The following is a 15,820-nucleotide window of genomic DNA, read 5'->3' as shown; positions in this document are numbered from 1 at the left end:
GCCACTGCGAACGATCCCTGCTTTGGTGATATTTCCGGCAGCATCGTCATAGATGCATCAGCGGTAAACACTGCTGTGGTAGGTACTTATACCGTTACCTATAATGTAATGGATGCCGAAGGAAATCCTGCAGACCAAATTACCAGAACCATTAATGTAGTCGACACGACTGATCCGACAATTACGCTTACGGGCGCAAATCCACAGACTATTGAAGCCTGTGCTACATATACAGAACTTGGTGCCACCGCAAACGATGCGTGCTTTGGAAACATCACAGGAAACATTATTATTGACGCATCCGCAGTCAATACCAATCTGGTTGGGACTTATATGGTAACTTATAATGTGATGGATGCCGTAGGAAATTCTGCCGCACAAATAACAAGAACTGTTAACGTTGTGGACACTACCCCCCCAACCTTCACCTCATGTCCTACAAATTTTAATCTAAGCAATGATCTTAACACCTGTGGTGCCGTTGTTAATTTTACAATACCCACAGCTACCGATAATTGCGGGACGGCTGTTGTTACCCAAACCGACACGTCAGGTTTAACAAGTGGGAGTGTTTTCCCTATTGGAACAACCATTATAGAGTATACGGCTACTGATGCCAATGGCTTGACCAGTGTTTGTACATTTACCGTGACAGTTTCTGATGACGAATTGCCTACAATTGTATGCCCTGTTGACATAACTGTCAGTGCAGATGCAAATTGTCAAGTCGCAACTTTAGTTCTAGATGCACCTACAACTGATGATAATTGTGCAGTGGCTTCTGTGTCTAACAATTTGGCAGGAATGCTGCCACTTCCAGTAGGACAACATACCGTGATTTGGACCGTCACTGACACCGCAGGCTTAACAGCCACTTGTGATCAACTCATTACTGTTGTGGACGACACACCACCTGTAATCACATGTCCTACGCCTTTGGCATCTTACGACACCGATCCTAACCAGTGTCATTCAACTTTATCGTTTACAGCTACTGCAACAGATAATTGTACGGGATCTCCAACCATTAGTTATGAAATAGGTGGTACTTCAATTAGCTTTCCATATAACTTTCCTGTGGGACCGACCACAGTGGACGTGTTTGCTGAAGACGGCGATGGGTTGGTATCAACCTGTTCGTTTGTGGTAAATGTAGAAGATAACCAAGCGCCAATTGCCCTTTGTCAACCTCTTACGGTGACTTTAAATTCTTCAGGAAATGCGACTATTACACCAGAATCACTAAATAATGGTTCTTCTGACGCCTGTGGAGGCACATTAACCTATGCAGCAAGTCAAACTTCTTTTACTTGTGCAGATATTGGTACAAACAACGTCACCTTAACTGTTACAGATGCAAGCGGTAATACTTCAACTTGTAATACAACCGTAACTGTTAATGATTACATTCAAAATGCAACAGCCACAATTACCTCAAGTGTTGCTTCTCCAATTTGTAGTGGAACTTCAGTTACTTTTGAGGCAACAACAAGCCATTTAGGCTTAATCACAATGCCAAATTACCAATGGTATCAAAACGGGAGCGCAGTTGGTACAAATAGCAACACCTATACTACCACCGGACTAAATAACGGCGATGATGTTTATGTAGAAATCACAGCCGGACCTTGTAATACACTCATAACCAGTAATAGTATTACGATGACTGTTAGTCCTTTGCTTCCGGTATCGTTTAATTTAAATGCTTCGGCAAACCCAGCTTGTACCGGAGATAATTTGAATTTCTTCGTTACTGATTTAACGAATGGTGGCAGTCCCACTTACCAATGGTTTTTAAATAGTACTCCGGTTGGTACGAATTCAAATTCTTATAGCTCAAATGCGATAGCGGATGGTGATGTCATTTCAGTGTCTGTGTCTTCTAGTACCGCCTGTGCGGATCCTGTTCCGGCTACTCAAAGCTTAACAATGACAGTAACTCCTGACAGAACCATAAGTCTAGCAACCGGAAATAATAATCAAGTTATTTGTAATGGTAGTAATTTAACTGATATTGTCTATAATATAACGAATGCCACGGGCGCCACAATATCAGGAGTACCAACTGGCATCACTGGGACATATAACAATGGTGTATTCACAATAAGTGGTACATCTACACAAATAGGTTCGTTCAATTATACGGTTACCCCTGATGGTTGTGGTACTGCGGTAGCAACAGGAACGATCACTGTTGGACCAGATGCGACAATAACCTTACTTTCTCCATCAGCTAATACAAGTGTCTGTAATACCAATACAGCAATGACTCCAATTCAATTTCAATTGAATTCTGGTGCCACTGGAGCTATTTTAACTAGTACACCTGCTCTTCCATCTGGAATTTCTGGCTCCTATAACTCAGCTACAGGTGTCTATACAATTGCTGGTTCTACTAATCAATCAGGTATTTATGAATATTCGGTTTCTACTGTGGGTTGCGGTTCTGGAAATTCAATAAGCGGAACAATTAAGGTGCCCAATGATCGTCCTGGTACTCAAACTATTTCTGGTCCTACTGCTTTTTTATGTATTGTTCAATCCGCTACTTATTCTGTCCCTTTAGATCCATTTGTTGACAATTATAATTGGACAGTAACAAGCGGTTTATCAATAGCTTCTGGTCAGGGTACGAATCAAATCGTCATAAATTTCAATTCTGGATTCACCGGAATTCAAACTATCACTGTAAATGCAGTTAATGCATGTGGAAGCCGAACTGGTTCACGAACTGTCTTTTTAAATTTTAATGTAACTAATATTAATGCTGGACCAGATTTGTACGTATGTGAAGGGACGACACAAGTAACCATGGCAGGAAATGCTGGTGGCTTGGGTTATAATGACTGGACCTGGAGTGATAATGGTGCCGGTGGTTCTTTTTCTACTCATTATTTAGGGAATGTTAGATATTGGGATTGGGGTTGTTGGTGTTTTAGGTACACAGATATTTATGATTATACAGAAACCAGTACATATACTATCCCTGCCACTGCTCAAGCTGGAGATATAATCACTATTGATTTACAAACTACTTTTAGTTTTCCACCTTGGTGTAGTCCAATAGAGGATACGATGCAAATACATATTCTCCCAAATCCTGAAGCTGAAATAACTTCTTCAGATATAACTTTGTGTGAAGGTGGTTCAACAAATATAACGTTTTCAGGTACTCCAAATGCTGAAATCCTTTATAATGCTGGTAGTGGGAATGTATGGCAATCTTTAGGGGCAAGTGGTACTTATGTATTGAATCTAACTCCTGCAGCTACAACTACAGTCAACTTGACATCCGTAAGATATCCATCAAGTTTATACCCTGGTCCGAACAACAATTGTCGAGTAAATAATTTGAATGAATCTGTAACTATTAATGTTAACTCACTCCCAACAGTATCAGCTCCCGACGATATAACAATTTGTGCCGGAAGTACTGTGAGTCTTGCTTCGGCAACCATAGGTGGATCAAAGGCAGTAGGTAGTTGGACGACCTCAGGTACAGGTGCTTTTAGTAGTGGTATATATACACCAAGCGCGTCTGATATCATAAACAGCCCAATAACCTTAACTTATACCAATACGCCAAGTGATGGGGTTTGCCCATCTGTGAGTGATGCAATGGTGGTTACGATCAATCAAATACCAACTGTGGCTACTGGCGTGGTCAATCAAACTATATGTAATGATACACCATTTGTTTTAAACGGTAGCAGTTCGACAGGCGTGACTTGGACAGCCTCGCCAGTTAATAGTGGTAATTTTAGTAATATTCTTGATCCGCAAGCAACGTTTATTCCTAACAGTGGTTTTTCAGGTAATGTTACTCTTACCATAACTACTGATGATCCTGCAGGGCCTTGCGGACCAAGTACAGATAGCGTAACACTCACGGTAAATTCTGCCTCAATTGCCAATGCAGGTGCTGATCTTACCGTTTGTAATGCCGGACCTATTGCACTTAATGGTAGTTTTAGCGGTACAGCAACTTCGGCAACGTGGAGCTCAAGTACTGGTGGTACATTCACACCTAATGCAAATACCATGAATGCCACATACAGTCCGAGTGCAGCAGATATTGCGGCCGGAAGTGTTACTTTGACATTGACCTCAAGTAATCCTGCAGGTGTTTGTAATTCTGGTGTAGATACAGTATTGTTTACTTTTAATGAATCTGCAACAGCTGATGCTGGAACCAATCAAACTATTTGTTCTACGCAAACACTCGACTTGTCGGGGGCTAACTTTGGTGGCAGTGCTACGTCAGCCACGTGGAGTTCAAGTGGTACTCCCGGAACTATATCCGGAACTACTTACACCCCAAGTGCAGCAGACATTGCAAACGGTAGTGTAACTCTTACCTATACCACTAATGATCCACCAGGAGTATGTCCACCTGCGGCAGATTCTATAATAGTGACCATTATTCCATTCGTCAATGCAGCGGCGAGCAACACCACTGCTATTACAAGTTGTAGTGATACAACCCTTCAGTTGACGGCTAACGGTACTAATGGTATCTGGTCTGCAACAGCAGTTACGTCAGGCAGTGTGTTTAGCTTTTCTAATACAACTGATCCTAATGCAACTTTTACTGGTGAAAGTGGGGCTGAATATACATTAACCTGGACCTTGACAAACCCTGCTCCTTGTGCCGTAGATGCAGATACTTTTACTGTGTCGCTCTTGGATTGTGAAGATAATTTGACCTTTAACGGAATTGACAACAGTGTGAATTTCAATGATGCTTATAATCTGTCTGGCAATTTTAGTATCGAGACTTGGATAAAACCCAATGCTATAAATGGCAATATTCAAACTATTCTGTCAAAACGTAATGCGGGTAATTGGACCACAGGCTATGACTTAAGATTGGTTGATAATAGCATCCAATTTCATGCGAATAACATCTCTGTTACTAGAAGTGGTATCACCGCCAGTAGATGGTACCATATTGCGGTCACATTTGATGGTGCTGCTTACAGACTCTATGTTGATGGTCTTCTTGTGAATACAAGAAATACAACTATCAGCCCAGCGTCAAATACTGCCAATACCTTATTGGGTGCCATGTCGCGACCTAACAATACACCAACCAACTATTATAACGGTTGGATGGATGAAGTGCGTATTTGGAACACCACTTTAACGGTTGACCAAATAAGGTTAATGATGAATCAAGAAGTAGAAAATGATGGAGGTGTCGTGATTGGTAGTACCACCGGTCCGTTGGTAAGCACAGGGCTTAATTGGTCTAACTTAACAGCCTATTATCAAATGAATCGTATTCCTAATGTTGTTGGAGGTAATTTAGTAGCGAATGTAGGTGTTGACGGGGTACTAAGAAATATGACTACCCAACAACCAGAATCTGCTCCCGTACCTTATGATACTGCAGCCAATGGTCTTTGGACAGCTGCTTCAACGTGGGAAGATGGAGGGGTCTTACAGATCCCTTATACTGTAGGTATCAATGGTTCTCCTGTAGAATGGAATATTGTAAGAACAAGCCATAACGTTAGTTCTAACAATCAGAACATTAAAGTTTTAGGTTTAATAGTAGAGGATAATACCTTGTCCATCGAAAACTCTAATCCTAATGATGGCCAAAGTTTGGAAGTTACCAAATACCTCAAAATTGACGGTACTTTAGATCTTGTTGGCGAATCACAATTATTACAACCTGAAGGCAGTATTGTAGATACTGGAACGGGTGTATTACAACGCGATCAACAAGGATCTGGTAGTTTATTTAACTATAACTATTGGGGAAGTCCAGTAAATGTTGACGGAACCACGTATAACTTGAATAGTATTTTATTTAAAGCTACCGATCCAAATAGTTTACAAGCTATAACTTGGACAAGCGGAACTGATGCTAATAATGCTACAAATACAATGAGCAGCAGATGGATTTATGAATATTCTGAGGGTCTTAACGGCGATCATTCTGCTTGGCTCCATAAAGGCGCAACAGGAAACTTTGATCTTGGTTTAGGTTTTACCATGAAAGGCAGTGGTGCAGGTAATGGATCATCCATGCAAAATTATACGTTTGTAGGGCAGCCTAATAATGGGACCATTACAAATACTGTAACAGCGTCAGCAGGAACAGAAAACCAAACGTTGGTTGGAAACCCATATCCTTCGGCAATTGACGCCCGTGAATTTATCAGGGATAATATACCAGGAGCGGGTGCTAATGTAGGTTCAACAGGTAGTATTGATGGATCATTAACCTTCTGGAGACAATCTACCACCAACAATTCTCATTACTTAAGAGATTATGAGGGCGGTTATGCCTCCTTAACTATAGTTGGTGGTACCGCTGCAGCATCATTTCCTGGCGATATGATAGGCGGGGTAGGTGATGCCGGTAACTTGACTCCAGGGTATTTTATTCCAGTTGCTCAAGGGTTCTTTGTAACGGCTACCGATGACGACGATCAGGTGACCAACGAGGTTGTATTCAGAAACAGTCAGAGGGTTTTCAAAAAAGAATCATCTGGTGAATCGGTCTTTTTGAGAGGCAGCGAAAACCAGAAAAAGGTTGCTGCTGCTACGGGAGACGATACAGACGATTATGAAATCCAAAGAGTCCGTTTAGCTTTCAAAACACCTGAGGAAGCCATAAGACCATTATTATTGGCGTTTACACCTAATAATGATGCAACAGACGGATTTGACTATGGTTATGATGCTCTAAATAGGGACGCCTTCCCAAGTGATATGTCCTTTTTAATAGAAGGTAAAAAGTATATCATCCAAGGCGTAGGCGCTTTTGACATCAACAAGAAATATCCATTGGACATGACCTTGAAAATCTCTGGAAATGTGGAACTTTCTTTAACAGGATTAGAGAATTTTGACGAAGACATTGATGTTTATGTACATGATGGGTTATTGGATACCTACACGCGCATCAACACGGTTAGTTTCCAAGCCAACTTGGAAGCGGGCAACTATAGCGGTCGTTTCTCCATCGTGTTCCAACCAGACACCACCTTGGATATCATTGATCAGGACTTTAAGGATATTAGCGTGAAGTATCTGCAAAAAACGGATGAAATTTATGTGAAGACGCCTGCAAGTATTGAAGTGCGTCAAGTATATTTGATTAATATCGCTGGACAAGCCGTCAGATCATGGAACATGACCAATATGAATTTCGGACAAGAGTTTAAGATTCCGGTGAAAGATATCTCCGAAGGTAACTATGTGCTTAAAGTAGAAACTAACACCAACAGCTATAACAAGAAAGTAATCATTAAATTTTAAAAAGGTTTAACCAACCAACCATTGTAAAATCGTCTATTTCTTAACAGGAATGGGCGATTTTTTTTTGATGATAACAAAGGTGTTCGTTCCGAATAGTCGGAAGCGCTCAGCCTGACATTTGGCTACGATCACCCAAACATTATATTGTCACCCTGAGCGCAGTCGAAGGGCTTAATGTGCAAGGTTACAATTTGTGACAAGAATGGGTTCGTTCCGAATAGTCGGAAGCGCTTACCCTGACATTCTTATGCGTTCAACTTGACATATCACCGTCACCCTGAGCAGCCTGTCCTGAGCGAAGACGAAGGGCGGTTGAAGGGCGCACAAAGGACTATTCTTCCTTTCTGTCGGGTTTATATTTATAGTGCGTAGCATTTCTGCATTCGGCTAAGATCTGCAACATATCCCAATCACCATTGATCAACGCTTTTTTCTTTGCCCTAGTCCAACGTTTTATTTTTTTCTCAAAGTATATGGCTTGCAATACATCATTAAACTCTTGATGGAATTTTAATTCTACCGGCCTTCTTTTGTAGGTGTACGCATCTCTTTTGATGCCTGATTGATGTTCCTCCAACCGTTTTGATAAATCGTTTGTTATACCCGTGTAGTATGACTTATCTGAACATTCTAATATGTAGACATAGTATTGGTAGTACATAATTATTGTCGTTCTATATTGTTATTAATTATCTTATTGTCACCCTGAGCGCAATTGTAAGAGTTAAATATGCTAAATTATAGTTCAGCTTAGATAAGGGGGGCGACTGCGCTCACCGGGACATGATCTGTCACCCTGAACAGCCTGTCCTGAGCGGAGACGAATGGCGTGATTTATAAATTATCATTTTGTCACCCTGAGCGCAGTCGAAGGGCTTGATATGCAAAAACATAATTGATCATCATAATGGGGTTCGTTCCATATAGTCGGAAGCGCTCACCCTGACATTTGGCTGTAACCCTGACATTTGCCTGTCACCCTGAGCATTGTCCAAATGCGAGCCAAATCCAAAAGCCAAATCCCGATTCTCCCCTTTAGGGGCAGGGGGCCAAGACAGAATCAATGGTTAGTAATTTGACCTTCCCCATCCCCTCCTAAAAGTGGGCGTTTGTCGGCCAAGCCTTGTACTACCCCTTTAGTGAACGGAGATAATGTCCTACTAAGCCAATCCGAAGAGGTCTTCAAAGAAATTGTTCAGTAGAATCACAATATGTAAAAACAAAGGGGTTCGTTCCGAATAGTCGGAAGCGCTACCTTGACATGCCTCTGTAACCCTGACATTTGGCCAACAATTAAAAAAGCTTAAGCGTTAGGTATCAAACATTATTCTTTTAATATGACTCATCTCGCAGTAATACATCCATTGGTGACATAAAACAAATCTCATAAGTATTCAAGTTGAACCAGTTGCCTTCAAAAATGTGTGGAAATGACATAATTTTGTTCAAACATAGTATAGTATGTAGTTATTGACTTACAGATAATCGCACTTTATCTAAAATGTACGTATTTGGTAGTTGAAATTCACTTAATTTTTTACGTTTGCCATACCCCTAATCATTAATTAATAGATATGAAAAATTTAACCTACTTATGTTTGGCATTTTTTTGCTGCCTTACATTTTATGGACAATCGGATGGCAAAAGCAATATCCAGCGTGTCCGAATTGATTTTGAAACTCCTGAAGGCTATGTCCGTCACCTATTACTGGCATTTACCAGAGATAACAGTGCTACTGACGGCATCGATTATGGTTACGATGCCCGTAATCGAGATAAGCTTAAAGATGACCTGAATTGGATGATTGATTCCCAGCGCTTTGTGATTCAAGGTGTGGGTGCCTATGATGAGTCTAAAAGATATCCATTTGGCATGTTTTTGACCAATTCTGGTCCGATTGAGATTTCTTTGACCGCACTTGAGCACTTTGATAATCCTATTCCCATATACATTTATGATGCATGGGAAAACAGCTACCATCACATTAATGAGGATGGTTACAAAAAGACCATGGAAAAAGGTGTTTATCAAGATCGGTTTTTTATGACCTTCTCTAATGAGAAAACACATCATATGCTTTCTAAAAAGGAGAATTTTTTAAATGACGTGTTCTTAAATTATTTTCAAAACTCTAAGACCTTACTTGTCAAAACCCAAGGCAAGCCACTCCATTTGAAGTTGTACACGCTGCAAGGCCAATTGATCAGTTCGCACGACTTAAGTGGTGACTCAGATGCCCATAATTTATGTATGGCACATCTTCAGAGTCAAGTTGTTTTAACCGTTCTGGAATCTGATCAAAATTATCGCCATAATCGGATCCTGATTAATTGAATCAGTGAGCGAACTTTCTGTTGAATTTCCGGTCCATAAATACTTATGGATCTACCAATATCAATCGTCTATTCTTTAATTAGGGTGGACGATTTTTTTTTGGTACGGATGGAACGGATGGAACGGATGGAACGCTGAAGACGCTGATTCTGCTGATCTGCACTGATTTTTTTGACACGTCTTGATATTATTACACGGAGATGCACGGAGGATAGCACGGAGGTTCACGGAGTATAATGATCGTGACCTGAATACTACAAAACTTTCACGCATCCATAATTTATAAACAGTAGACCAATATTGAATGGAATTGCACGGATTATTAGCTCACCGCTATAAACCTTTGCTTCGTGAAGCTTTGTGGCTTCCTCTGCCTGTCGGCAGACAGGTTTGTGGCCCTTTGCGTAACAGCTTTTATAAATACTCATGTAAAATTACCTTACCCGAATTTCCTTGATTTTTTTGACACGTGCTGATATTATTACACAGAGATGCACAGAGAATAACACGGAGGTTCACGGAGTATAATGATCGTGACCTGCTATTCTGCGAGAATAGAACGCTGGCCTGTCTGTCTGTCCGGCAGGCGAGATGGTTTTGACTCAATAATATATACCGTCGAATTTTTCAGCCAATTGGTTTTATAACACCTATCCCTTTTTCTGCCTTAAGCTTTGTTATGAGCTTAAATCCATCTTCTTTTAACCTTGGAGATGGCTTCTTTAAATCCATAAATCCAACCATCTCCTGACCGACTAAAATAAATCATTGATGTACAGTTTGGTTGGCGATTTCCGGCCTATAAATAGGACTGCAGGACATCGACAATTCACATTAAACATCCAAAAAAAAGTGCGGTTGGTCGTTGAAATCTGCACGTTCATTATATCTGACGACTAAAATTACTTCATATCGAAATTATTGCTATTCTGTAGGATGTCGCCATAAATTTGTGCTTCCCTCCGTTAACGGCTAACCACGTTTCCGTCCTATATCAAACCAAATTTACCAACAAGAAATCGGAATTTTTTTCCGGATTAATAGTACCTACAGATTATGAAAAAAAATTACACCTACCTATTACCCTTTATTCTTTTATCGCTTTTCGTCGGAATGTCTTATGGACAAAGTTCAGAAGCAAAGCACGCTGGGAATGGAGCATCTTCACCTAGAGGAACTAACAATGAAAATTGGAAAAATCCTGAACACATTAAGGAAGATGACAAGAAGTACGCAGCAATTTCATTTAAAAAGGATAACGAAGAATCAAATTATTTAAAAGGAACTAACTATGGATTTAATATTCCAGTTGATGCAATCATAGAGGGTATCGAAGTTGTTATCGAAAAAGGCTCAAGCAATAATGGCAAAAATAATTTAAAAGATGTCATTGTTAGATTAGTAAAGGGAGGATCTATTACTGGATCTAACAAAGCGAAATTAGACACTAATTGGAGCAAGGATTTTGAGAAAACTACCTATGGAGGCCCATCCGATCTATGGGCTACGGAATGGAAACCAGCAGATATAAACGCTGATGATTTCGGAGTTGTTTTTGCAATTACCGCTCCCAAAAAGAATTTGGTTGCAGAGGTTAATTATATGCAAATTACAGTGTATTACAGAATGCCAATGCCAACAAACCTTATCGGTTTTGATGGTAAAGAAAGCTATGTCAATTTTGGTAACGAATTCAATTTTTGGAGCGATTTTAGTATTGAATTATGGATAAAGCCTACCGTAAGCGCTTCACCAAAACAAACTTTAATTTCAAAACGGGGTTCTAATATTTTAAGTGGCTATGATATAAGCTTGACCAATGGAAAACTCAGTTTTAATTGGGACGTAATTGGGATTGAATCTCCTCATATTTTGGATAACAGCAGATGGTATCATGTAGCCGTAACTTATGATGGTTTTAACTACCGTTTATATATTGATGGAATTGAAGTTGCAAAAAAGGGATGGAGAATACCACCAACATATAGCTCTTCTGACGCTTTACTTGGTGCTAATAGAAATTGGCGCAACAATACCCAAGACTTTTATAACGGCTCCATGGATGAAGTACGTATCTGGAATAAGGGCTTGACAGAAGTTCAAATCCGTGAGATGATGAACCAGGAAATTGAGAAAAACGGCACTGCTGTTCGCGGCTCTGTCCTTGGTCTTGATGTTTCAGATTTGAAATGGAATGACTTGGAGGGCTATTACCGAATGAATCATGGGATCGATATTTCTGCTGGCAAGTTGGCCGACAATTCAGGATTGGGTACTATTGGAGTATTGATTGGAATGAAAACGATGCAACTTGAATCTGCGCCATTACCTTATACCACTACAGAAGATGGTGATTGGACCCAGGCCAATACCTGGAAAAATGGAAGGGTTCAACAAACACCCAATTCCATTGGTATTGACGGAAAGACTTTAGTAGACTGGAATATTGTAAAGATTGGCCATAATGTCGCTGTAACTGGTCAAAACATCAAAGTAGCAGGACTTTTGGTTGATGCCAACCAATTGACCATTCAAAATAATGATTTATCGGACGGGCAAAGTTTAGAGGTTTCAGAATATCTGAACATAAGTAAAGGTGCTGTTTTGGAATTGGTGGGCGAATCGCAATTAATTCAAGGAAAGAACAGTGTTCTTGGCACAGGTACGGGTATTTTAATGCGCGATCAACAAGGAACAGGTAATATGTTCAATTATAACTATTGGGGAAGCCCAGTAAGCACAGCTGGATCAGCAAATTCAAGAACATTTAGCGTGGGTGGTGTTCTTCATGATGGCGATTTGCCAGTGCTATGGACTTCAGGCAATAACGGCAGCCCAACCACACCAGCAGTAACCTTGAGTACACGATGGTTATATACTTATAACGGAAATGCCGATAATTATAATGTTTGGAAACGTATTAATCAGAAAACAGAAGTACCAGTTGGCCTCGGATTTTTGATGAAAGGTGCTGGAGCTTATAATGCTGCAGATAAAAACTATACGTTTAAAGGACAACCTAATAATGGAACCATCCATATTGCTGTTGGCGGACCAAAACATGCGGTGGTGATAGGCAACCCTTATCCATCAGCAATTGATGCCAATCAGTTTTTTGACGACAATGCGAAGGTCCTTAAGCCTGGTAGTGCATTGCAATTCTGGGAACAATCGCCAGAAGGGAAAACGCATGTGTTTGCTGCCTATCAAGGACGCTATTCCTACTATGTGAAAACGGGTGCGGTAGCAGCAGCAAGACCTCCGGTAGGCTCATCTGCACCTTCAGGGATTGCAGGTTCAGGTAATGCATTCAAGACTCCGGGACGTTATATTCCCGTAGGTCAAGGATTTTATGTAGAAATCAACGATAAAGGTGGCAATATTGAATTTAATAATGGCCAACGGAAATTTGCTAAAGAAAAAGACGGAGAATCTGTGTTTTTAAGAACACCTGAAAATGGTTCGGCAAAGGTTCAAAAAAGAGCGGCCAATGCTGATGCCATTCAGCGCGTGCGCTTGGAATTTACAACACCGGAAGGTGCCGCACGATCGTTGTTGTTGGGCTTTACACCTGATAATTCCGCTACCGATGGTATTGACTACGGATATGATGGTTTGAACAGTGATGACTTTCCAAGTGATCTTTCTTTCGCCATAGAGGATCAAAAGTTTGTGATCCAAGGGGTTGGTGCTTTTGATATCGATAAGAAATATCCATTAGATATGTCTTTAAAGATTGATGGAAACGTTGCCCTCGCTTTAACCGGCTTGGAAAATTTTGATGCCCCTATTGATGTTTTTGTCTATGATTCTGAATTGAATACCTATACCCAAATCAACGATAGTAATTTTCAAATGTCAATGCAGGCTGGTCAATACAAAGATCGTTTTTCTATCGTGTTCAGAAAGCATTCAACCTTATCGACCATTGATCAAGAATTTAAGGAAATTGGTGTGAAGTATCTCCAAAAAACTGCTGAGATCTACGTGAACACACCTGAAAGCAGTAATGTACGTCAAGTGTCTCTGATCAATATGGTTGGACAAACGGTCAAAACTTGGAGTATATCGGACACTCAGTATTCACGTGAATTTAAAATCGCGGTAAAGGATATTGCTTCAGGGAATTATATTATTCAAGTAGAATCGAGTACCAACAGTTATAACAAGAAAGTGGTCATTCAATAATAATTCACAAGTTTAACCAAACAATGATTATCAATCGTCTATTCTTTCATAAGGGGTAGACGATTTTTTTATGGAACACGGATGACGCTGACTTGATGGATTTACACAGATTTGATGGAACACAGACAACGATGATTTTTGCATAGCTAAGTGGTCTTTTCGACACCACCCGATTTGTCTGGATTACGGATGACACTAATACGATAAAACTTATAGATGTATATAGAGTATAAATAGTAGACCAAGATTATATGAAATTGCAGGGTTTGATGGAATCAAACCTCTAAGTCCCGATAGCCATCGGGATCAAAATCTGGGAGGCTTTTAAATAACTATTTTAAAGATTTAGCTAACATCCAAACTTCTCCTTCTTTTGAAGAAGAGTAGTTTCGATTCCCATAAAGGAATCGAAGACCTTTCTGTTCGACAGGGAGTCGAAGTAGTTGTAAAATATATAAAATTATTAAATTTCTCAATTTTTAAATTCCTGGTTTTAGATAGGTTATGGAATGAATAGCCCTTCCACGTACCTGTCATAAAGACAGGTCTTTTGAACTCTTGTCTGAGATTAAATTTGTCTCGAAAATCGGAACAAGTTCGTCCATTGAATCCCGATAAGGAGGAAGGAATTCAATTGATTCGTGGGTGTTTTTAAATTAAATTACAAATTTGACTTCTTTGACAATTCTGAGTCATAAAGCTTATTTAAGACATTCTAACAGCCTCATCGGTTAATGAACTCAAGCCAATTAAAATCCGTGGGTAACAAAGCAATATTTTCTAATTGATAGAACTTGTAGATACGCTCAAATACCAACATGGTAAAATTAATTTGATTTCTCTGTTTTTCAACTTATTAAATCCTTATAGGCATTAATTCAATGCCTCTTTATTCCTGATGTACACCGTCAAAGGTTATAATAGCATTTCAACGATTACTTTTCTTCAATGTTCGCCTTAGCCTTATCTTTATAACCCTCTCCGAGTGGTTACTAGCAATTTCAGCCTCACTATTTCAATGATAAAACACTTGGAATAGAGTTTTGTGTTAACATTATTCTATTGTATATGAAAAAACATTACTCCTACTTTCCGCAATTGGTTTTGCTAATGTTTATGGCTGGGGTTTCTTTTGGGCAGGGCAGTTCAGGAATTTATGAGAGCTATGTCATTTTGAACGATAGTAATAACGGCAATATATATTATGACCTACAAGCCAATACAACTAACCCTGATTTTAGAAATCATGACTTTGGCACTTTTGCCACCTCTAATCCATTACACACCCTAATCTTAAGCGGTGGTCAAAATAAAACCTTTAAATGTTTACCGCATAATATTTTCAATGGATGGTTAGACTATCGTATTTACCAACCCGCTAGCCCATTACCTTTACCTGGTTTTACCTCAACTGAATTGTTTTGGTCTCAAGATATAGTTGGTGCCGGTCCTGGTTGTCAAAATCAAGTATGGGAATCATTAACAGCCAATATAAACGTGTTGAATGGTCTCGATTCTGGCGATTACTTTTTAGAAATTTACACGCATGCTGATGTTGATGAAACCAATCCTATTGGTACGAACTTAGAAGGAACAAGGTATGCAAATGATGGGGGTGCAAATTATATTGCTACTTTTAGAGTTGACAATCCCCCAGTAGCCAATTGTGTAACTGAACTTACCGTTCCATTAGATGCAACAGGCACTGCTAGCATTACTGCAAATGATATTGATGACGGCTCCACCGATGATTTTGGAATTGATACATTAGTAATTGATATTGATACTTTTGATTGTAATGATATTGGAACACCAGTACCAGTAACCCTTACAGTTACGGATTCTATAGGTCAAACGGATACTTGTACTGTGCTTGTGACGGTTGTGGATGTGACCAATCCAACGGCTTCTAATCCCGCAACCATAACTGTAGAATGTGCCGGTGAGGTACCAGCTCCCGATGTCAGCGTGGTCACCGATGAAGCGGACAACTGTCTCGGAACAGTTACCGTGGCCCACGT

At 39.9% G+C, this 15,820-nt stretch carries 5 protein-coding genes; 4 read left to right on the top strand and 1 reads right to left on the bottom strand.

Annotation, left to right across the window (positions count from 1 at the left end; translation table 11 throughout):
* A partial coding sequence (locus MWU32_RS05190; RefSeq protein WP_262914714.1) for an HYR domain-containing protein occupies positions 1-7,275 on the top strand: 7,275 nt, incomplete at its 5' end.
* Positions 7,276-7,606: 331 nt separating this feature from the next.
* On the opposite strand, the gene MWU32_RS05185 is transcribed toward MWU32_RS05190, so the two are convergent.
* The gene (locus tag MWU32_RS05185) at positions 7,607-7,936 is read right to left on the bottom strand and encodes a GIY-YIG nuclease family protein (RefSeq protein WP_246938292.1); all 330 of its coding nucleotides are present in this window, start codon (positions 7,934-7,936) and stop codon (positions 7,607-7,609) included.
* Between the two features lie 913 nt (positions 7,937-8,849).
* Between MWU32_RS05185 and MWU32_RS05180 the strand changes: the two genes are divergently transcribed.
* The 3 genes from MWU32_RS05180 to MWU32_RS05170 form a co-directional block, all read left to right on the top strand.
* A complete protein-coding gene (locus MWU32_RS05180; RefSeq protein WP_246938291.1) occupies positions 8,850-9,611 on the top strand; it encodes a hypothetical protein in 762 nt (253 codons plus the stop codon).
* A gap of 1,056 nt (positions 9,612-10,667) precedes the next feature.
* Positions 10,668-13,799: a LamG-like jellyroll fold domain-containing protein gene (locus tag MWU32_RS05175; protein ID WP_246938290.1), complete on the top strand. Its 3,132-nt coding sequence runs from the start codon at positions 10,668-10,670 to the stop codon at positions 13,797-13,799.
* Between the two features lie 1,068 nt (positions 13,800-14,867).
* The coding region (locus MWU32_RS05170) for a hypothetical protein (RefSeq protein ID WP_246938289.1) at positions 14,868-15,820 on the top strand (953 nt) is incomplete at its 3' end.

The organism is Gelidibacter sp. F63206 (assembly GCF_023015735.1).
Note: the sequence above shows the minus strand (reverse complement) of the source record. Positions and strands in the feature narration are given on the sequence as shown.

Excerpts from the sequence above, each read along its gene's own strand:
- MWU32_RS05175 (WP_246938290.1), top strand. The coding sequence starts at position 10,668 with ATGAAAAAAAATTACACCTACCTATTACCCTTTATTCTTTTATCGCTT.
- MWU32_RS05185 (WP_246938292.1), bottom strand. The coding sequence starts at position 7,936 with ATGTACTACCAATACTATGTCTACATATTAGAATGTTCAGATAAGTCA.
- MWU32_RS05180 (WP_246938291.1), top strand. The coding sequence starts at position 8,850 with ATGAAAAATTTAACCTACTTATGTTTGGCATTTTTTTGCTGCCTTACA.